The organism is Streptomyces sp. NPDC027189, assembly GCF_055566975.1.
Map to the genome: position 1 here is coordinate 1 of NZ_JBVHRI010000025.1, position 23,433 is coordinate 23,433.

Annotated in this window: 30 protein-coding genes and 5 pseudogenes; 18 read left to right on the top strand and 17 right to left on the bottom strand. The window is 69.6% G+C overall.

Annotated elements, in window-relative coordinates; genetic code table 11:
* The 3 genes from ACZ4RZ_RS39165 to ACZ4RZ_RS39175 all read right to left on the bottom strand — a co-directional run.
* A partial coding sequence (locus ACZ4RZ_RS39165) for a hypothetical protein (RefSeq protein WP_467752015.1) occupies nt 1-217 on the bottom strand: 217 nt, incomplete at its 3' end.
* 47 nt (nt 218-264) lie between these two features.
* Nucleotides 265-696, bottom strand: a complete 432-nt coding sequence (locus ACZ4RZ_RS39170) for a spore germination protein GerW family protein (protein ID WP_467752016.1) — start codon at nt 694-696, stop codon at nt 265-267.
* Nucleotides 693-1,355 carry a class I SAM-dependent methyltransferase gene (locus ACZ4RZ_RS39175; RefSeq protein ID WP_467752018.1) on the bottom strand — a complete coding sequence of 221 codons (663 nt, stop codon included), beginning with the start codon at nt 1,353-1,355 and terminating at the stop codon, nt 693-695. Before ACZ4RZ_RS39175 ends, ACZ4RZ_RS39170 begins: the two co-directional genes overlap by 4 nt.
* A 92-nt stretch (nt 1,356-1,447) precedes the next feature.
* On the opposite strand from ACZ4RZ_RS39175, the gene ACZ4RZ_RS39180 reads away from it, so the two are divergent.
* Nucleotides 1,448-1,900 carry a MarR family winged helix-turn-helix transcriptional regulator gene (locus ACZ4RZ_RS39180; RefSeq protein ID WP_467752020.1) on the top strand — a complete coding sequence of 151 codons (453 nt, stop codon included), beginning with the start codon at nt 1,448-1,450 and terminating at the stop codon, nt 1,898-1,900.
* Between the two features lie 95 nt (nt 1,901-1,995).
* Here the strand turns inward: ACZ4RZ_RS39180 and ACZ4RZ_RS39185 are convergent, their stop codons facing one another.
* The 4 genes from ACZ4RZ_RS39185 to ACZ4RZ_RS39200 all read right to left on the bottom strand — a co-directional run bounded on the left by ACZ4RZ_RS39185 (nt 1,996) and on the right by ACZ4RZ_RS39200 (nt 5,782).
* Complete coding sequence (locus tag ACZ4RZ_RS39185; RefSeq protein WP_467752208.1) at nt 1,996-2,709, bottom strand: cation efflux transmembrane domain-containing protein; 714 nt, start codon at nt 2,707-2,709, stop codon at nt 1,996-1,998.
* 2 nt (nt 2,710-2,711) lie between these two features.
* A complete protein-coding gene (locus ACZ4RZ_RS39190; RefSeq protein WP_467752021.1) occupies nt 2,712-3,047 on the bottom strand; it encodes an ArsR/SmtB family transcription factor in 336 nt (111 codons plus the stop codon).
* Between the two features lie 63 nt (nt 3,048-3,110).
* Nucleotides 3,111-4,394 carry an MFS transporter gene (locus ACZ4RZ_RS39195; RefSeq protein ID WP_467752022.1) on the bottom strand — a complete coding sequence of 428 codons (1,284 nt, stop codon included), beginning with the start codon at nt 4,392-4,394 and terminating at the stop codon, nt 3,111-3,113.
* Nucleotides 4,391-5,782, bottom strand: coding sequence for an MBL fold metallo-hydrolase (locus ACZ4RZ_RS39200; RefSeq protein ID WP_467752024.1), 1,392 nt, complete (start codon nt 5,780-5,782; stop codon nt 4,391-4,393). The genes ACZ4RZ_RS39195 and ACZ4RZ_RS39200 overlap by 4 nt, the downstream gene beginning before the upstream one ends.
* Nucleotides 5,783-5,858: 76 nt before the next feature.
* Here ACZ4RZ_RS39200 and ACZ4RZ_RS39205 point away from each other — a divergent pair, with 76 nt between their 5' ends.
* The 6 genes and pseudogenes from ACZ4RZ_RS39205 to ACZ4RZ_RS39230 all read left to right on the top strand — a co-directional run bounded on the left by ACZ4RZ_RS39205 (nt 5,859) and on the right by ACZ4RZ_RS39230 (nt 10,621).
* The gene (locus ACZ4RZ_RS39205) at nt 5,859-6,536 is read left to right on the top strand and encodes an ArsR/SmtB family transcription factor (protein WP_467752026.1); all 678 of its coding nucleotides are present in this window, start codon (nt 5,859-5,861) and stop codon (nt 6,534-6,536) included.
* A complete protein-coding gene (locus ACZ4RZ_RS39210) occupies nt 6,533-6,853 on the top strand; it encodes an aminotransferase class V-fold PLP-dependent enzyme (RefSeq protein WP_467752027.1) in 321 nt (106 codons plus the stop codon). Before ACZ4RZ_RS39205 ends, ACZ4RZ_RS39210 begins: the two co-directional genes overlap by 4 nt.
* Complete coding sequence (locus tag ACZ4RZ_RS39215) at nt 6,850-7,710, top strand: cysteine desulfurase family protein (protein ID WP_467752028.1); 861 nt, start codon at nt 6,850-6,852, stop codon at nt 7,708-7,710. Before ACZ4RZ_RS39210 ends, ACZ4RZ_RS39215 begins: the two co-directional genes overlap by 4 nt.
* A gap of 46 nt (nt 7,711-7,756) precedes the next feature.
* Nucleotides 7,757-8,940, top strand: a pseudogene (locus ACZ4RZ_RS39220) (trans-sulfuration enzyme family protein).
* A gap of 121 nt (nt 8,941-9,061) precedes the next feature.
* Nucleotides 9,062-10,318: an MFS transporter gene (locus ACZ4RZ_RS39225; RefSeq protein ID WP_467752030.1), complete on the top strand. Its 1,257-nt coding sequence runs from the start codon at nt 9,062-9,064 to the stop codon at nt 10,316-10,318.
* Between the two features lie 33 nt (nt 10,319-10,351).
* A complete protein-coding gene (locus ACZ4RZ_RS39230) occupies nt 10,352-10,621 on the top strand; it encodes a sulfurtransferase TusA family protein (protein WP_467752209.1) in 270 nt (89 codons plus the stop codon).
* A gap of 14 nt (nt 10,622-10,635) precedes the next feature.
* Here ACZ4RZ_RS39230 and ACZ4RZ_RS39235 read toward each other — a convergent pair whose 3' ends face one another.
* Entirely contained in the window at nt 10,636-10,758 is a 123-nt protein-coding gene (locus ACZ4RZ_RS39235; protein ID WP_467752031.1) for a hypothetical protein, read from the bottom strand.
* 204 nt (nt 10,759-10,962) lie between these two features.
* Between ACZ4RZ_RS39235 and ACZ4RZ_RS39240 the strand changes: the two genes are divergently transcribed.
* From ACZ4RZ_RS39240 to ACZ4RZ_RS39260, 5 genes are all read left to right on the top strand, one after another.
* Nucleotides 10,963-11,289: a PadR family transcriptional regulator gene (locus tag ACZ4RZ_RS39240; RefSeq protein ID WP_189110929.1), complete on the top strand. Its 327-nt coding sequence runs from the start codon at nt 10,963-10,965 to the stop codon at nt 11,287-11,289.
* Nucleotides 11,286-11,642, top strand: a complete 357-nt coding sequence (locus ACZ4RZ_RS39245) for a DUF1048 domain-containing protein (protein ID WP_467752033.1) — start codon at nt 11,286-11,288, stop codon at nt 11,640-11,642. Before ACZ4RZ_RS39240 ends, ACZ4RZ_RS39245 begins: the two co-directional genes overlap by 4 nt.
* Before the next feature lies 1 nt (nt 11,643).
* Nucleotides 11,644-11,970 (top strand): DUF1048 domain-containing protein, encoded by a 327-nt coding sequence (locus tag ACZ4RZ_RS39250; protein WP_467752034.1) that lies wholly within the window; start codon nt 11,644-11,646, stop codon nt 11,968-11,970.
* Between the two features lie 310 nt (nt 11,971-12,280).
* Nucleotides 12,281-13,282 carry an ATP-binding cassette domain-containing protein gene (locus ACZ4RZ_RS39255; RefSeq protein ID WP_467752036.1) on the top strand — a complete coding sequence of 334 codons (1,002 nt, stop codon included), beginning with the start codon at nt 12,281-12,283 and terminating at the stop codon, nt 13,280-13,282.
* A complete protein-coding gene (locus tag ACZ4RZ_RS39260) occupies nt 13,279-14,070 on the top strand; it encodes an ABC transporter permease (protein ID WP_467752038.1) in 792 nt (263 codons plus the stop codon). Before ACZ4RZ_RS39255 ends, ACZ4RZ_RS39260 begins: the two co-directional genes overlap by 4 nt.
* On the opposite strand, the gene ACZ4RZ_RS39265 is transcribed toward ACZ4RZ_RS39260, so the two are convergent.
* Together ACZ4RZ_RS39265 and ACZ4RZ_RS39270 are read right to left on the bottom strand one after the other, a co-directional pair.
* Nucleotides 14,051-14,515 carry a hypothetical protein gene (locus ACZ4RZ_RS39265; protein ID WP_467752040.1) on the bottom strand — a complete coding sequence of 155 codons (465 nt, stop codon included), beginning with the start codon at nt 14,513-14,515 and terminating at the stop codon, nt 14,051-14,053. The two genes, ACZ4RZ_RS39260 and ACZ4RZ_RS39265, sit on opposite strands and share 20 nt — an antisense overlap.
* Nucleotides 14,516-14,537: 22 nt before the next feature.
* Complete coding sequence (locus ACZ4RZ_RS39270) at nt 14,538-15,074, bottom strand: site-specific integrase (protein WP_467752042.1); 537 nt, start codon at nt 15,072-15,074, stop codon at nt 14,538-14,540.
* Nucleotides 15,075-15,762: 688 nt separating this feature from the next.
* Here ACZ4RZ_RS39270 and ACZ4RZ_RS39275 point away from each other — a divergent pair.
* The gene (locus ACZ4RZ_RS39275; RefSeq protein ID WP_467752044.1) at nt 15,763-16,203 is read left to right on the top strand and encodes a VOC family protein; all 441 of its coding nucleotides are present in this window, start codon (nt 15,763-15,765) and stop codon (nt 16,201-16,203) included.
* A 210-nt stretch (nt 16,204-16,413) separates the two neighbouring features.
* Entirely contained in the window at nt 16,414-17,376 is a 963-nt protein-coding gene (locus tag ACZ4RZ_RS39280; protein ID WP_467752046.1) for a Twin-arginine translocation pathway signal, read from the top strand.
* Between the two features lie 32 nt (nt 17,377-17,408).
* On the opposite strand, the gene ACZ4RZ_RS39285 is transcribed toward ACZ4RZ_RS39280, so the two are convergent.
* The 4 genes from ACZ4RZ_RS39285 to ACZ4RZ_RS39300 form a co-directional block, all read right to left on the bottom strand.
* Nucleotides 17,409-17,612, bottom strand: a complete 204-nt coding sequence (locus ACZ4RZ_RS39285) for a hypothetical protein (protein WP_467752048.1) — start codon at nt 17,610-17,612, stop codon at nt 17,409-17,411.
* 118 nt (nt 17,613-17,730) lie between these two features.
* Nucleotides 17,731-18,543 carry a hypothetical protein gene (locus ACZ4RZ_RS39290; RefSeq protein WP_467752050.1) on the bottom strand — a complete coding sequence of 271 codons (813 nt, stop codon included), beginning with the start codon at nt 18,541-18,543 and terminating at the stop codon, nt 17,731-17,733.
* Nucleotides 18,544-18,754: 211 nt separating this feature from the next.
* Entirely contained in the window at nt 18,755-19,159 is a 405-nt protein-coding gene (locus ACZ4RZ_RS39295; protein ID WP_467752052.1) for a hypothetical protein, read from the bottom strand.
* A gap of 86 nt (nt 19,160-19,245) precedes the next feature.
* The gene (locus tag ACZ4RZ_RS39300; protein ID WP_467752054.1) at nt 19,246-19,638 is read right to left on the bottom strand and encodes a DUF2231 domain-containing protein; all 393 of its coding nucleotides are present in this window, start codon (nt 19,636-19,638) and stop codon (nt 19,246-19,248) included.
* Nucleotides 19,639-20,031: 393 nt separating this feature from the next.
* Between ACZ4RZ_RS39300 and ACZ4RZ_RS39305 the strand changes: the two genes are divergently transcribed.
* The 3 genes and pseudogenes from ACZ4RZ_RS39305 to ACZ4RZ_RS39315 form a co-directional block, all read left to right on the top strand.
* A complete protein-coding gene (locus ACZ4RZ_RS39305; RefSeq protein ID WP_467752056.1) occupies nt 20,032-20,322 on the top strand; it encodes a hypothetical protein in 291 nt (96 codons plus the stop codon).
* 82 nt (nt 20,323-20,404) lie between these two features.
* Nucleotides 20,405-21,026 (top strand): annotated as a pseudogene (locus ACZ4RZ_RS39310) (ATP-binding cassette domain-containing protein); the annotation flags it as partial.
* A 100-nt stretch (nt 21,027-21,126) separates the two neighbouring features.
* Nucleotides 21,127-21,222, top strand: a pseudogene (locus ACZ4RZ_RS39315) (IS21-like element helper ATPase IstB); the annotation flags it as partial.
* 19 nt (nt 21,223-21,241) lie between these two features.
* On the opposite strand, the gene ACZ4RZ_RS39320 reads toward ACZ4RZ_RS39315, so the two are convergent.
* Nucleotides 21,242-21,778 carry a 2'-5' RNA ligase family protein gene (locus ACZ4RZ_RS39320; RefSeq protein ID WP_467752057.1) on the bottom strand — a complete coding sequence of 179 codons (537 nt, stop codon included), beginning with the start codon at nt 21,776-21,778 and terminating at the stop codon, nt 21,242-21,244.
* A 121-nt stretch (nt 21,779-21,899) separates the two neighbouring features.
* Between ACZ4RZ_RS39320 and ACZ4RZ_RS39325 the strand changes: the two are divergent.
* Nucleotides 21,900-22,142: pseudogene (locus ACZ4RZ_RS39325) on the top strand (PhlB family protein); the annotation flags it as partial.
* A 14-nt stretch (nt 22,143-22,156) separates the two neighbouring features.
* On the opposite strand, the gene ACZ4RZ_RS39330 reads toward ACZ4RZ_RS39325, so the two are convergent.
* Both ACZ4RZ_RS39330 and ACZ4RZ_RS39335 read right to left on the bottom strand, forming a co-directional pair.
* Nucleotides 22,157-22,543, bottom strand: a complete 387-nt coding sequence (locus tag ACZ4RZ_RS39330) for a PPOX class F420-dependent oxidoreductase (protein WP_467752211.1) — start codon at nt 22,541-22,543, stop codon at nt 22,157-22,159.
* Between the two features lie 322 nt (nt 22,544-22,865).
* Nucleotides 22,866-23,411 (bottom strand): annotated as a pseudogene (locus ACZ4RZ_RS39335) (aldehyde dehydrogenase family protein); the annotation flags it as partial.
* Nucleotides 23,412-23,433: the final 22 nt, after the last annotated feature.

The following is a 23,433-nucleotide window of genomic DNA, read 5'->3' on the forward strand; positions in this document are numbered from 1 at the left end:
CAAAGACCGCATCGACGCGGTGCAGTACAGCAACGACAGCGGAAAGACACCGAACCAGCCGAAAGCCCGACCATTCACGTCTGACCCGCCGCAACTCGCGCTTGAATTCCCCGAACTCGCCGCCCCGGCAAACCCCACCAAAAGTACGAGCCCCCGCGACCGCCCCGCCGCACCCCCACAGCAAAGACGCCATGACTCCGTTCATCACGCTGTCCATTGGTGCAGCGGCCGTTGCTGAGGCCAGAGGGAGCGGTTGTCTCGGGCTCAAAGGCTCCGACGGTTCTTGATCCCGATCAAGGTGCGCACTGACTTGGAGCCGACGACCCCGGCCAGAAGGGCCATCAAGGGGAGAACCACATCCGTCAAAGGGTCGCGTATGGGCCTGTAGACAGCCGTGCCATCTTTGATCTCGATGAAGCCGAGCGGGCGGGCCTCCGCTCCGCCCCCTCCTCCGCCGCCTTCGCCGGTCTTGGCGGCGCTGATCTCGCGTCCGGCGCCGCCGCCGAATCCGAAGCCGACACGGGCGACGGGGATGACGGTGATGCCGTCCCGGGTGATCGGTTCGCCGTACACCGCGGTCACGGAGGCCCGGCCGCCGAGCTTGTCGGCCAGGCGCTCCAGCAGTGTGACGGAGGCGTGGGCGGCGGTGAGGTCCCCGAGCGGGACGGAAGCGGGGGGATTTTCGGTGCTGCTCATCCCGGGCCTGCTTCCTGGGTGCGCTCGGCGGTGCCGAGGATGTGGGTGGCGGCCGGGGAGGGGAAGCGGGTGGGGGGAAAGGCGAACTTCTCCACCTGTGTGAGGGTGAACCCGGCTTCGGTGATGGCGTATTGGGTGTTGCGGCCGGTGTGGCAGCCGCCGCACAGCACCGGCCAGATGGTGGCGTCCACGATGCGCTGGGCGCGGCGCATGCCGGGCGTGTCAGCTTGTACGTGCTCGAAGAAGCGCAGGTGCCCGCCGGGCCGCAGGACGCGGTGGATCTCGGCGAGCGCGGCCGTCTGGTCGGCCACCGAGCACAGGGTCAGGCAGACGACGGCCGCGTCGAACGAGGCGTCGGGAGCGGGGAGTTGTTCGGCCCGGCCGTCCACGACCTCCACATCTGCTGGTGCGGTGCGCGCTGCTCCCTCGGCGAGGGCGCGCAGCCGCGGTTCCGGCTCGATCGCCAGGAGCCGTTTCACCTCGGGCGGATAGTGCGCGAAGTTCAGTCCGTTGCCCGCACCGATCTCGATGACCTGACCGGACAGGCCGGCCAGGAGGCGCCGTCGGTGCTGGGTGATGCCGGCCTTTGCCAGGCCGGGGCCTGCGACTTTGGCGTAGAAGCGGGCGAACAGGGGGTGGCGGACGCTCTGCGAGGCCATGACGGGTCACCGACTTCCTCTGAAGCAGTGCTGATAGATCGTCGCGGTACGATATTTAGCGGAGGTGCTACATAGTGAAGCCACTTCACGATATGCCAGACTCTGCTGCTTCTGCCAGCGTCTCGCTGGACCGGCTCTTTGAGCTTGCCGAGGTGCTCGGCGCGATGATGCAACGCGGCGTGGCGGAACGTGGCCTGACCACGGCGCGCGCGGGCGTGTTGTGGGCGCTGTTCCACGAAGGCCCGATGACGCAGCGAGACCTGGCCCGACAGCTGCAGGTCACTCCGCGCAACGTGACCGGTCTCTTGGACGCGCTGGAGAACGACGGTCTGGTCGCGCGGGGCTCCCATCCGACCGACCGGCGCGCGACCCTGGTCTCCCTGACCGAGGAGGGACGCTCGACCACGCGGGCGCTGCGCGGAGGGCGGGACGAGCTGGCCGTCGCCCTGTTCGGCGACATGCCGGAGTCGCAGTTGGACGTCGTCCGGCAGGGACTGGAGACGGTGATCGGGAGGCTGCGGGCCATCGATCCGACAGGCCGCTGACCCGGCAGCCGGCCCTCCCCCTCCACATGTCTATGCCGCGCGGCAGCACGGCTGATGACTCGTTTGACCGGACGGCGCGACCGCCGCTGTGCAGCTCACTCGCAGCAGGTGCAGCCCGGCGTGCAGCCGCCCTCGTCCGACTCGGCGCCGGCCGGGGCTGCGACTGCGGCGCCGACGGGTGCACAGCAGCCCTTGCCTTGCCAGGCGTCGCGGCCCTCCTTGGTCGCGACGGCGGCGATGGCGAGGGCTGCGATCGGGTCGGCCCAGGACCAGCCGAGTGTCGCGTTGAGGACCAGGCCGACCAGAAGGACGGCGGACAGGTAGGTGCACAGCAGGGTCTGCTTGGAGTCGGCGACCGCGGAGGCGGAGCCGAGTTCTCGTCCGGCCCTGCGCTGGGCAGCGGAGAGGAACGGCATGATCGCCAGTGAGAGGGCGGCGATGACGATGCCGGTAAGGGAGCGGTCGGCTTCGCCGGTGCCGGCAAGGGCGCGGGCGGCGTCGACGGTGACGTAGGCGGCGAGGGCGAAGAAGGAGACGGCGATGATCCGCAAGGTGGTCTTCTCGCGGGCCTCGCGTACGCCGTGCTCTGGGGCGGAGAACTGCCAGGCGACCGCCGCGGCGGAGGAGACCTCGATGATCGAGTCCAGGCCGAAGCCGACCAGGGCGGTGGAGGAGGCCAGGGTGCCGGCGGTGAGGGCGACGATCGCCTCGATGACGTTGTAGGTGATCGTCGCCGCGACGAGCAGTCGTATCCGGCGGGCCAGCACGTCGCGGCGGGCTGGAGAAGGCCCGAGGGATATCGCGGTCATCATCAGCAGCAGCCCTTCGCGGCGGCGTCCGGGCAGGTCTTGTCGGCCTCCACGGCGATCACTGCGGCCTTGAGATCGTCCAGGGCGTGTCCCAGACGTTCATCGGCCAGTTCGTAGCGGGTGCGGCGTCCGTCCGGGACGGTGATGACCAGACCGCAGTCCCGCAGGCACGCCAGGTGGTTCGACAGGCGGGTACGGGAGATCGCGAGCTGGTCGGCGAGATCGGCCGGGTAGGCCGGGCTCTGGCGCAGCGTGAGCAGGATCCGGCAGCGGATCGGGTCGGCGAGCGCGCGACCGAAACGGGTCAGTACGTCGATGTCGGAGGCGACGGTCAGCATGAAAAGGACAGTACAGGGTTTCCTGAATTCAGGAAACCCTGTACTGGTCGACCGGGTGCGGACTCAGTGGGCGTCGGGGCGGTGTTCGCTGATCCAGCGCGCGGCGAGCAGGCCGGAGGCGGCGGTGAGGACGGCGGCGGCGATGACGGTGGCGTTGAGTCCGAAGGCGTCGGCGAGGATGCCGGCCACCAGGGCGCCGGCGGCGTAGCCGATGTCGCGCCAGAAGCGGTAGGTGCCCAGGGCGTTGGCGCGCCAGGCGGGGTGGGCGTGGTCGGAGACGGAGGCGATCAGGGCGGGGTAGACCATGGCGGTGCCGAGGCCGAGGAACACTGCGGAGAGGATCCCGGCGAGCAGGGGGCGGTCGAGCAGCGTGAGGGCGAGGACGAACCCGGCGGCCTGGACGAGCATGCCGGTGACGATGAGGGGTTTGCGGCCGATGCGGTCGGCGAGGTGGCCGGTGGGGATCTGGCCGAGGCCCCACAGGATCGGGTAGAGGCCCTTGATCAGGCCGACGGCGGCGAGGCCGAGGCCGTGGTCGGTGAACAGCAGGGGGAAGACGCCCCAGGTCAGGCCGTCGTTGAGGTTGTTGACCAGTCCGGCCTGGCTGGCGCCGCGCAGGGAGCGGTTGCGCCAGGACGTGCGGGCGAAGGTGGCTTTGAGGCCGGTGTCCTCGCCGGTGGGCAGGGGCCTCGTGTGCTGGGCGAGTTCGAGGGCGACGTGGGCGGCGGTGTCGCGGACGACGAGGGACAGGGCGAGTCCGGCGGCGACGAAGACGACGCCGATGAGTTCGGGGGTGGGGCGCAGGCCGTGGGTGGTGGCGAGGTAGCCGGTGAGCAGGGCGGTGGCGCCCACGGCGGTGTAGCCGGCGGCTTCGTTGAGGCCGGTGGCCAGTCCCCGGCGGGCGGGGCCGACGAGGTCGATCTTCATGTTGACGGTCATCGACCAGGCCAGGCCCTGGTTGAGACCGAGCAGCACGTTCGCGGCGACGATCCAGCCCCAGGAGGGCGCCCAGGCGAGGGCGAAGGGGACGGGGATGCCGATCAGCCAGCCGGTGACGAGGAGTTGCTTGCGGCGGAAGCGGGATGTGAGGGCGCCAGCGGCGAGGTTGGTCAGGGCCTTGGTGACGCCGAAGGCAATGATGAAGGAGAAGACGGCCAGGTCGCTGGTGAGGCCGAAGACTTCGGTGCCGATCAGCGGGACCGTGGTGCGTTCCAGGCCGACCAGGCCGCCGACGCAGACGTTGACGACGACGAGCAGGGTGAACTGGAGCCAGTTCTCCCGCAGGCCCAGGCGGATGGGCCGCCCGGACGCGTCGGTCGGTGCGGTAGTTGCGGGAGTGGCGTTCACACGCTGATGCCCTCGGTGTCCTGGGTGAGCCGCCGGCCGTGGGCGGCTGCGTAGTCGGCCGGTCCGCCGTCGAGGACGGCGATGTCGGTGTGGCCCGCGCGTTCTAGCAGGCTGGCGGCGGTCATGGCGCGCTCGCCGTGTCCGCAGGCCACGACCGGCCCCTCGGGGGCATCGATGGCGTGAGCGGCAAGGCCGCCGAGCTCGATGTGCACGGCGCCGGGGACGTGCCCGGCCGCGTACTCCGCTCCCTGCCGTATGTCGAGGTAGGGGCGCATCCCGGCGCGGTCGGCGGTGACGAACGCGGTGGTGGCCTGCTGGTTGCCGTCGGCCAGCCAGGCGGGCATGCCGCCGGTGAGGCGTCCGGCGAGACGCTCGTAGCCGATCTTGTATGCCTGCCAGACGATCTCGTTCAGGTCCTGGTCATCGCCGGTGACGAAGGCGAGCGGGGCGGTGTCGGGCAGGAGCCAGCCCAGCCAGGTGGCGAACTGGTCGCGCAGCGGGATGGAGAGCGCGCCGGGGATGTGGCCGGCCGCGTAGTCGGCCGCCGGGCGCACGTCGATGATGTATCCGCCGTCGGCGAGCAGGGATTTGACCTGTCTGGCGTCGAGGGAGGGCAGCAGCGGGGCGGAGGCGAGGACGGCGGGGCCGCGCCGGTTAGCCTCGGCGAGCCGGTCGAAGTAGGCGGGATAGCTGCCCAGGCCGGCCACCAGCAGACGTACGAAGACGTCTTCGTCCGGGGCGGCCAGCAGCGCGTTGGTCTGCTTCTGCGCGCCGATGGTGGAGGTGCGCTCGCTGCCCGGCGGGGCCGAGCAGAAGGATCCGGCCCCGTGGGTGGGCCAGAGGGCGACCTCGTCCGGCAGCGCGGCGAGGCGCCGAAGTGAGCGGTACTGGGCGCGGGCGAGTTCCTCGGTGCGGGCGGCGCCGAGGAGGTCGGTGCGGGCGGCGGAATTCACGATCAGCGAGCCGCCGGTGAAGACGCCGAGTTCGCGGTTGCCGTCCAGGAGCAGGAAGGACAGGTGCTCGTCCGTGTGGCCGGGGGTGGCCAGGGCCCGCAGAGTCAGGCCGCCGAGGTCCGTCTCGTCGCCGTCTTCCAGCGGAGTGTGGGGGAAGGCCCGCCGCCCTGCGCCGGAGGCCAGCACAGTGGCCCCGTGGTCGTGACCGAGCTGCACGGCCCCGGAGAGGAAGTCCGCGTGCAGGTGCGTGTCCGCCGCGTACGCCACGCTCAGGCCGCGCCGCCCGGCGGCCTCCCGCAAGGCGCGCAGGTCGCGGCCCGCGTCCACGGCCAGGGCGCGGCCGTCGCCGAGGTCGACGAGGTAGGCACTGTTGCCCAGACCTTCGTCGACCAGCGGTATCAGGTGGTCGTCGGCGAAGCCCATCGGGTCCTCCAAGATTCGGATGCGAGAGGGCGGGTGGTCACCGCCCCCGCCATCACCTACACTATTCCATGGAATTATGGAGGATGTCATGGCGGGAAACACCACGACCGGTACGAAGGCGCGGCTGTACGACGCGTTCGCGGCCAGCGGCAAGGCGCTGGCCAGCGGAAAGCGCCTGGAACTGCTCGACCTGCTCGCCCAGGGCGAGCGCACGGTCGACGCCCTGGCCAAGGCGGCCGGGCTGAACCTGACGACGGCCTCGGCGCATCTGCAGACCCTCAGGCAGGCCGGATTCGTCGCCACCCGCCGCGAGGGCGTGCGCATCCACTACCGGCTCGCCGGCGACGACGTGGCCCAGCTGTTCGCGCTGCTGCGCAAGGTCGCCGAAAACCACCAGGCCGCCGTACCCGCGGCCCGGGACGCCTACCTCGGCGAGGACGGCGCAGCCGAGGTCACCCACGAGGAACTCCGCGCCCGTGTCGCGGCCGGGGACACGGTTCTGCTGGACGTGCGGCCGGTCGAGGAGTACCTCGCCGGGCACATTCCGGGCGCGGTCTGCATCCCGGTCGATGAACTGGCCGACCGGATCGGCGAGTTGCCCGAGGAGACGGAGATCGTCGTGTACTGCCGGGGCGAGTACTGCGTGCTCGCCTACGACGCCGTACGGCTGCTGACCGGCCACGGCCGCCGCGCGATCCGCCTCAACGACGGCATGCTGGAGTGGCGCCTGGCCGAACTCCCCGTCGCCGCCGGGGACCTGGCATGACCGGCAGCCTTCCGCCGGTACATCCGGGGCTTGCCGGCCGACCTGTCTACCTCGACTACAACGCCACCACGCCTGTCGACCCACGGGTAGCCGAGGCGATGCTGCCGCACCTGACGGACTTCTTCGGCAACCCCTCCAGCAGCCACCCCTACAGCGCCGAGCCCCGGCACGCGCTAGCCGAGGCCCGCGCACAAGTCGCCGCCCTGATCGGTGCCCGCGCCGACGAGATGGTGTTCACCGCCTCCGGCTCCGAAGCCGACCTGCTCGCCCTGCGCGCGGCGCTGTCCTCGCCTCCGGCCGTACGCACCCGCACGTGATCACGCAGGTCACCGAACATCCGGCGGTCCTGCAGACCTTCCGCGCGCTGGAGCGCCTGCACGGCGTGCGCGTGACGGTGCTGCCGGTCGACGGGGACGGGCTGGTCGACCCGGCCGCGCTTGCCGCCGCCCTCACGGAGGAGACGGTGCTGGTGTCGGTGATGGCCGCCAACAACGAGACCGGCGCGCTCCAGCCGGTCACCGAACTCGCCGCCCTCGCCCATGAGTACGGTGCGCTGTTCCACTGCGACGCCGCCCAGGCCACCGGGAAAATCCCCCTCGACGTCGCGGCCCTGGGGGTGGACCTGCTCACGGTGGTCGGGCACAAGATGTACGCCCCGAAGGGCGCCGCCGCGCTGTACGTGCGCGACGGGGTGCGACTGGAGCCGGTGGTCTACGGGGGCGGCCAGGAGCGCGGGCTGCGGGCGGGGACGGAGAACGTGGCCCTGGCCGTGACCCTCGGCACCGCCGCCCGGCTGGCCGCCGACGACCTGGCCGACGGTGCTCACGTCCGGATCGCGGCCCTGCGCGACGACCTCCATCGGCGGCTGGCGGCGGCGCTGGCGGGCCGCGTCCACCTCAACGGCCCCGAAAAGGCGCATCTGCCGAACACGCTGAACGTCTCCGTCGACGGCGTACTCGGCCATGAACTCCTCGCCGCCGCTCCGCAGATCGCGGCCTCGACCGGGTCGGCCTGCCACAGCGGCACCCACACCCCCTCGCCGGTCCTGACCGCAATGGGCCTCGATCCGGCCCGCGCGCTCGGAGCGGTGAGGTTGTCCCTCGGCCGCTGGAGCACGCCCGGGGACATCGAGACGGCGGCAGGCGCACTCATCAAGGCGGCTGCCGCGCACTGACCGGGCCCACCGGCCCGTCATCGATCCGACGAAGAGCAGGAGAGGCATGACCGACCCCACCGCGCAGGGACTGTCCACGCGCAGCGTGCACGCCGGCGAACACCGCGGCTCCGAAGGGGCCGTCCACACCCCGCTCTACAACCATTCGACGTTCGCGTTCGACTCCACCGCAGACCTCCTGGACGTCGTCGAGGGCCGCAAGCCGGGCAACCTCTACACCCGCTACGGCCTCAACCCCACCATCCGCTCGCTGGAGGCCAAGCTCGCCGACCTCGAAGGCGGCGAACAGGCGCTGGCGTTCTCCTCCGGCATGGCCGCCGAGGCCGCCACGTTCCTCGCCCACTGCCGCACCGGCGACCACATCGTGTGTATCGGCGAGGTCTCCGGCGGCACCTTCGAACTCCTCGGCGACAACCTGCCCCAGGTCGGTATCACCACCATCTTCCTGCGCGCCGACGAGCTCGGCCGGCTGCCCGAGGTGCTGACCGACCGCACCCGGATCGTGTTCTTCGAAACCCCGGCCAACCCCACCCTGACGGTCTTCGACATCCAGGCCATCGCCGAACAGGCCCGCACGGTCGGGGCGTTGACGGTGGTGGACAACACCTTCGCCACCCCGTCAACCAGAACCCCCTCCAGCACGGCGCGGACTTGGTCATCCACTCCGCGACCAAGTACCTCGGCGGGCACTCCGACCTGACCGCTGGCGCACTGATCGGCCCAGCCGAACACCTCGCCCTGGTGGCGGGGTGGCGCAAGAACCTCGGCCAGATCATCGCCCCCGAGACCGCGTTCCTGCTGGCCCGCTCCCTGCGCAGCCTCCCCGTCCGGGTCCGCGCGCAGAACGACACGGCCGCGGCCGTCGCCGCCTTCCTCCTCGCCCATCCACGCGTGGCCCGCGTCCACTACCCGGGCCTGGCCACCGGCGAGCAGAAGCGGATCGTGGACCTGCAGATGCGCGCAGGCGGCGGCATGCTCAGCGCCGTTCTCGACGCGGACGCAGCCACAACCGCGGCGGTGGTGGACCGGCTGACACTGTTCGCCATCGCTCCCAGCCTTGGCGGCGTGGAAAGTCTCGTCACCCAGCCGATCACTACCACCCACCACGGTCTGGACCCCGACGAGCGGGCAAAGCGCGGCATCGCCGACAGCATGATCCGCCTGTCTGTCGGCCTGGAAGATGCCGACGACCTCATCGCCGACCTCGCCCAGGCCCTCGACGCCACCTGACAGCCTGCCCCTTCCTGCCGCCGGTCCGGAGCTGGGACCGGCGGGAGGTCTGTACGCCCCGTCGCTCCTGCTGGGCACGACCAGCCGTTGCCCAGCCCACCCGCTGCCATCCGGAAGAGACATGACCAGTACCGCACCAGCCAGCACGACGGGCTCCATACCCGACGCCGAACAGGCACAACAGCGCATCCTGCGTGTCCTGGTCGCCTCCCAAGTCCTCAGCGACGCCGGTCTCGCCGCCGGCGTCACCGTCGGCGCCCTGCTCGCCCAGGACATGCTCGGCACCACCAGCCTCGCCGGGCTGCCCAGCGCCCTGTTCACCGCCGGATCCGCACTCGCCGCCGTCGCCGTCGGCCGCATCTCCCAGACCCGCGGCCGACGCCCCGGACTGGCCACCGGCTACCTCACCGGAGCCGTCGGCAGTGTTGGCGTCATCACCTCTGCCGCCCTGGACAACCCCGTCCTGCTCTTCCTCGCCCTGTTCGTCTACGGCGCCGGCACCGCCACCAACCTCCAGGCCCGCTACGCCGGAGCCGACCTCGCCCAACCCAACCGCCGCGCCCGCGCCGTCTCCACCGTCCTGGTCGCCACCACCCTCGGCGGCGTCGCAGGCCCCAACCTCGCCGCCCCCACCGGCGACCTCGCCGAGACGCTCGGCATCCCCAACCTGGCCGGCCCCTTCCTGCTCTCCGGAGCCGCCTACGCCCTCGCCGCCCTCGTCCTGGCCATCTGGCTACGCCCCGACCCGCTGGTCATGGCCCGCACCCTGGCCGCCGCGGAGCAGAAGAACACCACCACCACGGATACAACCGCACCTGCACACGCGCGCCGCGGAGGCGTCGTCATGGGCGCGCTCGTCATGGTCCTCACCCAGCTCGTCATGGTCGCGATCATGACGATGACCCCGGTCCACCTGCACGACCACGGCCACGGCACGGCCGCCTCCGGCCTCGTCATCGCCATCCACATCGGCGCGATGTACCTGCCCTCCCCGCTGACCGGTTGGCTCGTCGACCGCTACGGCCGCATGAAGATCGCCGACGCCTCCGGCCTCACCCTCTTGGCCGCCGGCATCCTCGCCGCCACCGCACCCGGCGACTCCGTCGCGCTCCTCGCGCTCGCCCTGGCCCTGCTGGGCCTCGGCTGGAACTTCGGCCTCGTGGCCGGTACGGCGATCATCACCGACACCGTGCCGCTCGCCACCCGCGCCAAGACCCAGGGCATGGTCGACGTCTCGATCGCCATCGCCGGCGCCACCGGAGGCATCACCTCCGGCATCGTCGTCGCCGCCACCAGCTATCCCGTCCTCGCCCTCACCGGCGGCGTTCTCGCCCTTGCCGTCCTGCCCGCCATCGCCGCCACCGCCTACCGCCGATGACCCACACGACCCCTGACCCGGGCGCCCCGGAACATCACTGTCGACGGCACCGGGCTGCTCTGCGTCACCCTCCTGCTCCGCCTCCGCAAGGAGATCGACGGTGCCGGGCCGGCCACTACCGTCCACGTCATCGCCACCGACCCGGCAGCCCCACTCGACCTGCCCGCCTGGTGCCACATGACCGGCCACACCTACCTCGGCACCGTCCCCGGCGACCGGCCGACGTACGCCTTCCGGCTCGCCGCCGGGGCACGCGCGACCCTCCCCGACGCGCCGTGGCACCCGGCCCAGCCCGACTCCTGAAGGGGTGCGGAGGATCAGAGGCGCTCAGTAAGGAGCGACAGGTCGGTCGGGCCCACGTCGGTGCGTATCCGCACGAAGCGAACCGGGTGGCGGTAGCGGCCTGCGTCGATGGCAGTGTCGGCGACAAACTCGGCCATCAGGTCCGGCTGGACGGGGTGGAATTCCAGCTCACCCCGGGTTCCCCATCCGGTGCTTTCTCTGTCAAGTTCAGCGTGTTGCGGTAGGGGATGCCCCAAGCCTGCAGAAGGCAAGACTGCCGCGCTGACATCCTCCGCTACTCGGTGATACTGTGTAGTGGTACTCGGTACTACGCAGTACCGCTAGACCGAGGAGGACTCGCGATGGACGACCTGACGGAGATGCTGAAGGGCACGCTCGAAGGGTGCGTGCTCGAAATCATCGGCAGCGAGGAAACCTACGGGTACGCCATCACCCGTCAGCTGAACGAGCTCGGCTTCGCCGACGTCGTCGAGGGGACCGTATACACCATCCTGCTGCGACTGGAGAGGAACAAGCTCGTCCAGGTGACGAAACGGCCATCCGGGGTCGGACCGCCGCGCAAGTTCTACGCGCTCAACGACGCCGGACGCGAAGAACTCGCGAAGTTCTGGACGAAATGGCAGTACGTCTCATCACGCATCGACAGGCTCAAGGAGGGCGGGAGATGAACTTCTGGGAGACCATCACAGGCAGCGATCTCACCAGGGATTGGAAGGCGTTCGAAGCCCGGGCCGAGGCCCTGCCGGACGACTACCGGGCGGCGTGGGATCAGATCAAAATCCACCTCCTTCCCCATGGGGACTTCACCGGCCGCAACCTGATGCCGATCCTCGACGCCGCCCTGGGGTTGCTCGAAGAAACAGCGGCGGAGGGGCAGAGCGTCCACGAGGTGCTCGGCGACGACATCCAAGGCTTTTGCACGGCGCTGGCCGGTGGGGAAGGGGCTCGAACCTATCGCGACCGGTGGCGCGAGCAGTTGAACAGGAACGTCGCAAGGAAATTGAGCCGGCTGGGAGGCTGACGTGGGCATCCAGGACATCATCGAGGGCAAGAAGCAGTGGCGGGCGCACATGGCCCGGGTCAAGGCACTCCCGCCGGACTACCAGATCGTCTACAAGGAGATGCAGAAGTACCTGTTCAAGGTCGGACCGGTCGACCTGCCTGATGGGCCCCTGCTCCCCGGGATCGTCGACTTCTTCGAGGAGGGTGTCGCCGCGGGCAAGGGGGTCTTGGAACTCATCGGCAACGATGTCGCCGCGTTCTGCGACGACCTGGTCAAGGACTCACGCACCTATGCGGACGTCTACCAGGAGTCCATCAGCAGCGAACCCGGTACGGCCGAAAAGTAGCACCCTCGCCTCATGCCAGTGGGCGTAGTAGCCCGCACGCGCGGTGCGTTCACCTCGGCGCAGCACGAACAGGCGCGGGCCGACCGGCCACCAGAAGCCGCCGTAAATCCTGTCCGCCGAGGTGGTCGAGCAGGCTGGTGCTGCCTGGCTCAGTCCTGCCATGCCCCCGGCGAGCAGGTCTCCGGCGGCGGGCCACTCGACACCATTCCCCAGGACGACACGACTGACGTGTAGCCACGGACAGTCACTCAATCCGGGTTCCGAAAGCTTCCACTCCTCCTGCGTCTCCAGCCTCCGAAAGGAAGCCATCATGCCTTCATCTGGCATGCCCACATCCAGGCAAGGTGACGGTCATCCGTCACCGACCGCCGTCTCCGCCGTCGGGCTACGCAAGTCCTACGGCGAAAAGCTCGTCCTCGACGGTATCGATCTGCGCATCTCGGCCGGGTCTGTGTTCGCGCTGCTCGGTCCGAACGGCGCCGGGAAGACCACCGCCGTCAAGATCTTGTCCACGCTCATCACCGCCGACGCCGGAGACCTGCACGTCGGCGGGCACAATCTGGCCGCCGACCCACAGGCGGTCCGTGCCGCGATCGGTGTCACCGGGCAGTTCTCCGCCGTCGACGGCCTGATCACCGGCGAGGAGAACATGCTCCTCATGGCGGACCTGCACCACCTGTCCAAGCGCGAGGGACGGCAGGTCACCGCCGAACTCCTGGAGCGCTTCGACCTGGTGGAGGCCGCGAAGAAGCCCGCCTCGACCTACTCCGGCGGCATGAAGCGCCGCCTCGACCTCGCCATGACGCTGGTCGGCAACCCGCGGATCATCTTCCTCGACGAGCCGACGACAGGGCTCGACCCACGCTCCCGCCACAACATGTGGGGCATCATCCGCGGCCTCGTCTCCGACGGCGTCACCGTCTTCCTCACCACCCAGTACCTGGATGAGGCCGACGAACTCGCCGACCACATAGCCGTGTTGAACGACGGCAAGATCGCCGCCGAGGGCACCGCCGAGGAGCTCAAGCGGCTCATCCCGGGCGGGCACATCCGGCTCCGCTTCACCGACCCGGTCGCGTATCAGTCCGCCGCTGACGCCCTGCGCGAGGTCACCCGGGACGACGAGGCACTGTCGCTGTCCATCCCCAGTGACGGCAGTCAGCGCGAACTGCGCTCCAATCTCGACTGGCTCGACTCCGCCGGCATCGAGGCGGACGAACTGACCGTCCATACCCCCGACCTCGACGACGTGTTCTTCGCCCTGACCGGCCCAGCCAATGTCCCCCACCAGCCCAAGGAGTCTGTCCGATGAGCTCCCTCGCTCTCGCTGTACGCGACTCGAGCACGATGCTGCGCCGCAACCTCCTGCACGCATGGCGCTACCCGTCCGGGACCCTGAACCTGCTGCTCACGCCGATCATGATGCTGTTGCTCTTCGTCTACATCTTCGGCGACGTGATGAGCGCCGGCATCGGTGGCGGCGGCGCGGACCGCTCCGACTACATCGCCTATATCGTCCCCGGCCTGCTGCTGATGACCGTCGGCAGCACCGTGATCGGGGCCGCGGTGTCCGTCTGCGTGGACATGACCCAGGGCCTCACCGCCCGCTTCCGCACGATGGCGGTCTACCGGGGCTCTCTGCTGGTTGGGCATGTCGTCGGCGGCGTGCTGCAGTGCGTGATGAGCGTGGTCCTCGTCGGCGCCGTCGGGGTGGCGATGGGCTTCCGGTCCACGGACGCCACGACACTGGAGTGGATCGCGGCGTTCGGGCTGATCACGCTGTTCGCCCTGGCACTCACCTGGATCGCGGTCGGCATGGGCGCGGCCAGTCCGAACCCCGAGGCGGCCGGCAATATGGCCATGCCGCTGATCCTCCTGCCGCTCATCTCCAGCGCATTCATCCCGGCCGGAACGATGCCGGGCTGGTTCCAACCGATCGCCGAGTACCAGCCCTTCACCCCCGCCATCGAAACCCTCCGTGGCCTCCTCCTCGGCACCGAAATCGGCAACAACGGCTGGATCGCGATCGCCTGGTGCGTCGGCCTGATCACGCTCGGCTACCGCTGGTCGACAGCGCAGTTCAACCGCGACCCGAAGTAGCCGAGACGACCGCGCTGGCCGCCTCCGTAAAGCCGCCGAAGGGGCCGTGTCGGAGGACGTGTGCGGTCACCCGTTCCGGTGGCTGAGGCTGAGTGGGAAGAAGGCCGACGACGGGTCCCGGTGCGGCCAGTTGCTGGCGGAGTTGGCGGTTTTCCAGGGTGAGTTGATTGACTACCCGAACGAGGTTCACGACGTCTGCTTCCAGCTGCACGAGCTGCTCATTGTCGGACGCGCGGAGCTCCTTCAGCTTGACGATTTGCTTGCGGAGCCGTCGTTCCGCGTCAGTGGGCTGACCTCGTTCCCTGACCTTGGCGTAGAAATCGTTCTTGAGATCGGGATGGCGCTGGGTGAGGGCGTTGCGCGGCACTTGGGCTTCTTGGGCCAGAGCGACGATCGTCAGTGCGCCGTTGGAATGCCGCGGGGTTCCGGCGAGTATGCGGTCCATCGCGGAGCGGATACGTGCGCGTTCATCGGGGGCCGGGGTCATCGGGTCGTCTCCGAGGTTGTGATGCTCTGGTCGTGGTGCCGTTGGGCGTGCGTGCGGAGTTTGCTGGCGTTGCGGCGAAGGCGCTCGGCCAGTGGGGGCGGCAGATGGGTGGCGCGTAGTTCGAGCTGGTGAGTCCCCGCCGGAACGCCCAGTCGTATAGCCGGGTCAGTGCCGCGAGTTCGCGGTTCCACTTCCCCGCGCCGACTCGTCCGGGGTTCTGTGCCGAACGCACGCGCCAGTCGTGGAAGTCGAGCAGATCGTCCGCCGAGGCCTGAGACCAGAGCTTTCCCCGGTTCCACAGAAAATCGAAGAAGATCCGGTAGTCGGACGTGTAGTTGCGCTTCGTCTCGTGTTCCAGGAGGACAAAGCTGGAGCGGCTCAGGTACTCAATCAGCAGCTCATCGACCCGGTAGTCAGGGGACAGCAAGATCGGATCGCCGAGGTGCATCCCTACCCGCTCCTCGCGGCCGGATAAGTCGTCCCACCCTTCCAACATCGAGAGCTGACCCGCGTCCACGAACCTCGTCGTGGGCACCCAGAACACACGCCACCCCGGCATTGCCCCGCCCCTCTTGCATCGGCTTCAACACGCCAATACAACAGGGAAGGTGCTGAAGTGCCGACCGTGCCAGGGGTGTTCGGGGCATGAGGGTGCCAGCTGCTGGCCCAGATCGCGACGGATCGCTGTGTCAGCGCGTACCCCGGCGACGAGGTTCGGCTGGACAGTGACGTACCGGAGCTTGTTCCCAGAGCCCCATCCAGCGCTGATCTGCATTCCCGTCCACGGATGCTCGGGCCCGCCGGGGGTCAGCGCGGCCCCCAGCTCGCGCCGGCGCCGCGCGGCGGGGCCCGGACGGTTGCGGCGAGGGCGAGCGGCACGGGGAACTAGCCCGCCAAGGGTGACCCGGCACCGTGAACTAATTGGGGAGGCGCAATGCTCAAGCGCGCACGCTGCGAATCGTCGAGGAAGCATTGAAATGCGGGGACGGCACGCTGCGGCTGATCGTCTTCATGGGAGCGGCCACCTGCGCCGCACTCACCCTCGGTGGTGGCGCCTGGCTCGCGGGTCTGCTGTAGCGGTGCTGAGGCGCGATCCAGATTTTTCGGAGTTCGGCGGTCTGAGGATGTCGAGAACGTGCCACCGGCTCCGTCCCAGGGACATCAGCGGCCACCACCGGCCGCACGAGGAAGAGGGAGAAACCAGCATGGCGATTCAGCGGATGGACAACGTCGGCATCGTCGTCGAGGACATGGATGCCGCCATCGCGTTCTTCGTGGAACTCGGTATGGAGCTGGAGGGCAGGGCGGAGGTCGAGGGCCTCTTCGCCGACCAGTGCACCGGACTCGACGGCGTCCGCTGTGACATCGCGATGGTCCGGACCCCAGACGGTCACAGCCGGCTCGAGCTGGCGAAGTACCGCAGCCCCGCGGTGATCAGCACCGGGCCGCGCAACCGGCCGCACAACATTCTGGGCACGCACCGCGTCATGTTCGCCGTCGACGACATCGAGGACACCGTTGCCCGCCTGCGCCCTCACGGCGCCGAACTCGTCGGCGAGATCGCCCGGTTCGAGGACAGCTATCTGCTCTGCTACCTCCGCGGCCCGGAGGGCATCATCGTCGGACTGGCCGAGCAACTGCGCTGAGAAGGAGGAACCGAACCATGCAGCCGAACGAGTTCATCGAGGTTCTGAACCGCCCGATGAGCCAGGAGCGGCTGGCCGGTGACGTGACCCGCCTGGCCTACGTCGCCAAGGACGGAACCCCGCGCAACGGCGTGGACCGCGGAGCTGATCGGATACGGTCGCAACGACGCCGGCGTCGCCGCATCCGGCCGGCAGGAAGGGGCGGATCCGATGACCGCCGATGCGGGGCTCCCCTCGGTCAGAGAGTCCCTCCAGCTCGCGCTCCTGGCGGAACCCGAGGGCAGCCCGCCGGTCGACGAACTCGCCGAAGCCGCAGCCGACCACTACCACCTGAACTACAGCAAGCACCCCGTCCCGATGCTGTTCAGGAAGGTCCGCGCGGCCCGCACCCTGCTGGCCGGGGTGCTCCCCGCCGGCACGGACGGCACCGAACTGCACCGTCAGCTCGGCCGGCTCTCAGGGCTGCTGGGCAACCTGGCCTTCCACCTCGACGATCCGGCCGGCGCACACACCCACCTGGGCACCGCCGTGTCGTACGCCAACCAGCGCGGTGACGCCGCGCTGGCGGCGTGGGCGTACGGGGCGCAGAGCATGGTGGCCCGCCACACCGGCAACCTGACGGCCGCCTTCTCCTACGCCGAGCGCGGCGCGGCCCCCGCCGGTTTGGTCCGTGCCCAGATCCACGCCTGGGCGCTGCTGCCCACCCTCGCCCAGCAGGGCCGCGACCGGGAGGCGAGCGCCGCCCTTGATGTCGCCTTGACCGAACTCGAAGCCGACCCGGCCGGCCAGGCCCCGGGCCGTTTCGGCTTCGACGAGCCCGAACTCGCTCTGCACCAGGCGGAGGCGCACCTCACGCTGGGCCGCAGCGAGCAGGCCCGCACCCGCGCCGAGGCCTCCACGGCCGCCTGTACCTCCGGCACCCCCGGATGGGCTGCCGCCACCCTCGTCCTCGCGCAGGCCGAAGCCTCCGACCAGCCGTCCGATGCTGCGCAGCGCGCCCTGGACGTCCTCGACCGGGTGCCGCCGAGCCGCCTGCGCGCCACCGCCTGCACCCGGCTGGAGCGCCTGAACGGCCTGCTCGCCGCCCGTCCCGCCGAGTACGTGGCCGATCTGCGCGAACGCCTGCGCACCCTGCCGCCTCCCGTTGACGCGTCCGGCGCCGCATCGGCGTGACGCCGTTGCTGGGCATCCGACGGCGGCCGCGGTCAGGGGTGGCGGAAGCCTCGGTCGGGGTCGCGGGCCTGATCCGGGTCAAAGTCTGCGAACCAGTCGTGCGGGGCGAGATTGACCATGCCCAGTGACTGATGGATCTCGTTATCAGGCTGCTCGATGCCGTCGAGGGAGTGGTCGAACAGCATCAGCACGTCGTGGTCCTGTTCTCCGAGCGGTGGAGTGTTCACGTCGTCCATGAGCTGGTGAGATGCGTAGCGTATGTGTCAGTGGCGGGGGAACATTCAAGGCTGACGTCGAGGTGGCATCAGCCGATCGGGCAAGTGGGTGCGCTGCCCCAGGCTCGCCCAGGAGTCGTCAAGTCCCTTGGGAGGAGAGCCAGTCGGGGTCGCACAAAAGGAGACCGTCATCGGGGGCAATGGGCAGCGCGTCGCCGGTCAGAGCCGCGTCGGCGAGGCGGGCGGGCAAGTCCCCGCAGGGCAGTTCGAAGAAGGAACTCGGCGTGCTCGGCCAGGGAGGGCGGGAGGCAGGGGCGGTGCGCAGGGCGTCGAGTGTCAGCAGGTGCGTCGTTTCCTTGAACGCCTCGTCGGTGAACACGCTGAAGATCCGTACCGGTTCGCCCAGATTCTCCCAGCCGACCAGGTCCAGGAGTCCGGGCGCGACCTGTAGCGCGGGTGTCTCATCGATTCGCAGACGCAAGGCGATCAGCCGCCTGGGCCCGTACGGAAAGGCGACCAGGATCAGGGATCGCTCACACACCGTATCGAGCAGCCACAGGGCTTCCTCTGAGCGGTCCTCGATCATAGAGCGTGAGCTCCTTGGCCATTCGGCCGCGCCACTGGAGACGAGAGCGTGCACCAGTTGCGGCTCGAGGAGGCGCAGGGCCAGGTCGCGGCCGAGAGTGACGGTGCTCGGGTCGGCTGCCGCGTTGTCCTCGGCCCGGTCTGGCAATCGGCCGATCACCAGCCGCGCGCGGGCGCTGTAGTCCACGGTGCGGCGCAGGAAGTCGTCGCGCAGCGGCCCGGTGGCGGTCGGGCGTGACAGGAGGGAGTCCGCGAGCCCGCGCAGCGCCCTGCCGTCGTCGTCCTGGAGGGGTTCGGGCTTATGGGCGTTGTCCAGGAGCGAGTCGACCTTGCCCTGGAGCACGCGGTGGGCGCTCTCCGTCGGCACCTGCGCCCGCGCCTACGGCACCGCCTGCACCCACGAGCACGCCTGCGTACGTTTGCGGCGTTCGAAAGGAGTCGGCCTTCTGGCGGATCGACGTGCCGCCGCTGAGCGTGGCCGAGTTCAGCGGCCGCGCCGGGCGTTGGAACGTGGCACTCGGCGGACCGCTCGGCCGAGCCGGCGACGGCTGAGAGCCCCCGTGCCATTCGTGCCCGCGTCAGCTGCCGCCCGCTCCGAGCGCCGCCAGCAGCACCAGCACCAGCGTCGCGGCGCCCAGGAGACCGTGGGCGGCCACCACGAAAACGGGCAGGTGTCGCTCCGCGGGCGTGGTCTCTTCCCCGGCCGCGGCCGAGGCGGCGGTCCGGTGCACGGGGATCCAGCGGGCGAACATGGTGAAGCCGAGCAGGGCGACGGCGACGAGGATGCCGAAGGACGTCCACGCCAGGGCTGCCCGGTCGGCGGCGAGGTAGATGATCCAGACGACCAGTCCGGCTGCCGCAAGCAGGAAGTGGCCGAAGACCATCGGCGCCGGGAAGCGGGTCGCCCCGGTCTGCTGTTGCCGCAGGCCGCCGCGGGAGATCCAGCGGGCCAGAAGGACGAATCCGCCGAGGGCGGTGACCACCCGGCGACGAGAGCGGCGATGTCCATGTCGTTCTCCAGTGGTTCCGATGTGCGGGTGTGGTTGGGGCCGTACCGGCCGGGCTGCCGTCAGGAGCGGTATCGGGTGCGGTAGCCCTCGGCCTGCACGGACTCCTCGGCCACGCGCACGCCGTAGCGGTAGGCGCGCTTGCCGCCGAGGTAGCCGGACAGGCCAAGGGCGGCGAGCGAGACGGCGGAGAGCGCCAGCTGCCCGTATCCAACGCCCTGCCCCTCGGGGTATCCGCCGCCCTGCCGCCAGGCGAAACCGGCCGCGTACGCGGCGGTGACCGTCAGGTTCAGCGCCATGTGCACCAGACCCGTACGGAAGGCCGGGGTGCCGCTGGGGATGGCGAACAGGTCGAGGAAGCCGACACACGCCGCCGCCAGCGCGCCCAGCACACCGATGGCGATCAGCCAGACCGATTCGTGGGCCAGGAAGGCGGGCCGGTTTCCGGCCGGCATTCGGTGCGGTCCTGGCCTCCGCCGGGTGACTCGGTCGTCTGGGGGTGAGGAGCGATCCTCCTATCCCGGTGGCCGGCAGTTTTCTTCGGTCGACGAGTCCGACCCGATGGCGAGTCACACAGACGGGGCGGGGCCCAAGGCTCCAGCAATCCGGGAGTCCTGGGCATTTAGGGCCCACCCGCGCCCCCTGCCGCAGGCGCGCCAATCGAACGATTCCGCGCTCAGCGCTCCTTCAGGACATCACCCACCTATTCCTCAATATTCAGGTGATTTCCTTCACCACACTAATTCATTGTTCAACTACATGTCGATGCGTAGCTTTGACAGCGCCTAAAGAAAGGCAGGTCCGCCGTCGCAGCCATGGAGCGGCGGACACTGCGAGGAGGAAAGACCATGAAGAAGCTCATGCGGCGTATCGCGACCGCGAGCGTTTCCGCGGCATTCGTCGGAGGCACGCTCCTCGCCACCAGCGGCTCCGCGGCGGCGGCCACTGTTCCCGATGGCGGGCTCACTCCTGCCCGGGTCGTGGTGACCGCGGACACGAAGACCATCAGCCTGGACGGCGGCCAGGTCGCGAAGCACCGCCTCGACCCCTGGGTACAGGGCCAGCTGCTGGCGTTCAACCCCTGGATCCAAGATCAGCTGGCGCTGTTCGCGCACTACGGCGACCTCGGTCATCGGTAATGCGCGATCGACTCGCCCGGGAGCGCGTGTACGTGGCGATATGTCCACAGGCTGCGGGCCTGAACCCGCGCGAGGAAGGGCGATGATCCGCTTCGAATCGGTGAGCAAGGGCTACCCCGACGGGGCCCTGGCTCTGAACGACCTCAGCTTCGAGGCCGGGTCAAGAGAGATCACGGTCCTGGTGGGCCCTCCGCGTTGCTACGCATGATCAACCGCAGGCTCGAGCCCGACGCGGGCCGGGTCCTGCTGAACGGTCGGGACACCGCCACCATCGCCGCGCACGAACTGCGCCGAGGCATCGGTTACGTCATCCAGCAGGCCGGGCTGTTCCCGCACAAGACGGACCTGGACAACATCGCCACGGTTCCGCTGCTGACCGGCCGTGCCCGGCGTCAGGCCCGGGCCCGCGCCGCGGACCTGCTGGAGCTCGAGGGGCTGCCGGCCGAACTCGGCCGTCGCTACCCCACATAGCTTTCCGGCGGGCAGGCCCAGCGCGTCGGGGTCGCCCGCGCCCTCGCCGCAGATCCGCCGGTGATGCTATGGACGAACCCTTCAGAGCCGTCGACCCGGTGGTCCGCGGACAGCTCCAGACCGAACTGCTGCGCCTACAGAGCAACCTCGGCAAGACCATCGTCTTCGTCACGCATGACATCGACGAAGCAGTCAGACTCGGCGACAAGGTCGCCGTGATACGCGCCGGCGGGATTGCGCTTCGCCATGCCGAAGATCCTAGTGCTGCCCCGCAGAAGCACGTGGAGAGATGTTGATTCGCAGGGTGGGGTCTGGTCCGAGAGGTAAATCATGATCATGGATCGGCTCACCTTCGGCGGCAACATCATCGAGACCGGCACGGACTCCTACCGCCTCGCGCACGCCAAGGCCCAGCAGGGCGGCGGCTGACTGATGACCGGCAGAGGGATCACCGGAGCGTGAACGACGCTCGCTGCTGCCACCTTTTCCCGTCGTGGACCACGAGATCGACCGACGACACGCGGGCAGTGACGGGAAGCCGGCTGCGAACAGCGGCCTCGGCCTCCTCCAGCACGGCATCGTCTTGCCCCTGGGCGATGGTCAGATGCGGGATGACGTCGTCGAACTGCCCGCCGAACGGCGGCGTCTCCGGCCACCGGTGCATGATCGCCTCGGTGAGCCGGCGGAACGGGATGTCCGGTTCGGGGACGAGATACAAGATCCCCGGGAATCGCCCGCAGTGTTCGAACCGGGCCTCGAAATGCCGGTGACGCCCGATCACTTCGCCGATGGCAGCGCAAGCATCGCTGTCGATGCGGCTCTCATCGAGGAATGGGAAGAGGACGGTGACATGGGCCGGGACACCCGCACGGGCTGTGGGGTCCAGCCGGTCACGCCACGCTTGAACAGCAGGTTCTGCCTCGGGGACCCTCACGATGAGTCCCGACTGCCCTGCCTGAGACTCACCGGAGTCGCCGCGTGCCATCGCACATGTGTATCAGCGAGCTCAGAACGGCAGCGACCCGATTACGACCGCGGCCGGTTGAACCCGCGGTCGACACCCACCGCGATCGTCGCTCAGGTGGGACGTTCAAAGAGCGTCATCAACGGAGTGCAGCGAGGGCACAGGCACGGTCCGCCACTCCACGGTGGTGCACCGCAACACGCCCACCGCGCGCAATGTGTCCCTGGTCGAGATGGCCGAGGGCTTCGTCGTACGTGGCCCGGTCATAGGCCCGCCCATCGGCATCCACAGCGGGGACCGGGTGCGGCTGTCCACCGCCAAGGACGCGGTCCGGGGCGAGCCGGTCTTCCAGCTCCTCGACGAGCCCTACCAGGCCTGGAGCTGACGATACGTCACCCGCTACGGGGCGAGCCGCACACGGATGCCCAGCGTCCCGTCCAGTCCCCGGCGCAGCCGGCTGTCGAAAATCATGAGGCGGCCGAGGATGCCGTACTTGCGGGCGATGAGTGAGCGGTAGCGGGCGCTGGTCGCCGCGTCGGCGATCTCGGCGGTGGCCGGGACCGGGTCGCCCGTCGGGTTGCCGCGCAGGTCGCAGGGGCCGATGAGGATGTCGCCGCGTGCCCGGATCCGCTTGACCTTCCAGGAGTCGGCGGGGGTCCGCACGCCCAGCGTGTCACCGTCGCGCACCACCCACACCGGGGTGGCGACCGGGGTGCCGTTCTTGCGGTAGCTGGTGACCAGCAGGTACTTGGCGGCGCCGAGCCGCTCCAGCAGCGTGTCGTCCATGATGCGTTTCTGCTCCTTGCTATTGCGTTCGAGGTCGTTGGCCACTTGGGCTGCGTACTGCGATGTCAGTTCGGAGGCAGCCGTCATGCTCTCGGCCTGAGGGAAGTACGAATGCAGCTCGATTTGATTGAGGACGGGCGTGCTGCCGGTCTCGTCGAGCAGCTGGGTCAGGGTGCGGCGGGTGAACTTGGAGACGCCGATGGCCGACCGGCACCACCCTCGAACTCGCGCATGGGGATGCTTTCTTCCGAAGGGTGCCGGACGGCGGCGCGCGTGAGGTCGCCAGGTGGAAATGCGCACCACAGCCCGGAGCCGGGATGGTTCAGTTCAGCGGGTCGTCGAGGACGGCCTTGCGGTGGCTGAACGTCTCGACGGAGTAGCGGCCGTGGTAGTTGCCCATGCCGCTCTCGCCGACACCGCCGAAGGGAAGCGTCGGCACGGCGAGGCGGTGCAGCGCCAGGCCGAAGTTGAGGCCGCCGGAGGAGGCCTCGGCGGCGAGGCGGCGCTTGGTGGTGTCGTTCTCGGTGAAGGGGTACAGGGCAAGCGGCTTGTCGCGCTCGGTGATGCACGCGATCGCCCCGTCCAGGTCCGCCACGGTCAGGATCGGCAGGATGGGGCCGAAGATCTCCTCCTGCATCACGGGCTCGTCGGGCCGGACATCGGCCAGCACGGTCGGGGCGATGTACGTGTCCGCGCGGTCGGTCTGCCCGCCGGTGACCGTACGACCGGAGCCCAGCAGCGCGGACAGCAGGTCGAAGTGGCGCTCGTTGATGACCCGTCCGTAGGCGTCGGACGTCTGCGGGTCCTCACCGAACAGCCCCTTGATGGCGACGACCAGGGCGGCCTGCAGTTCGGCCGCGGTGGCCGGGGAGCCGTCGAGAACCCGGGAA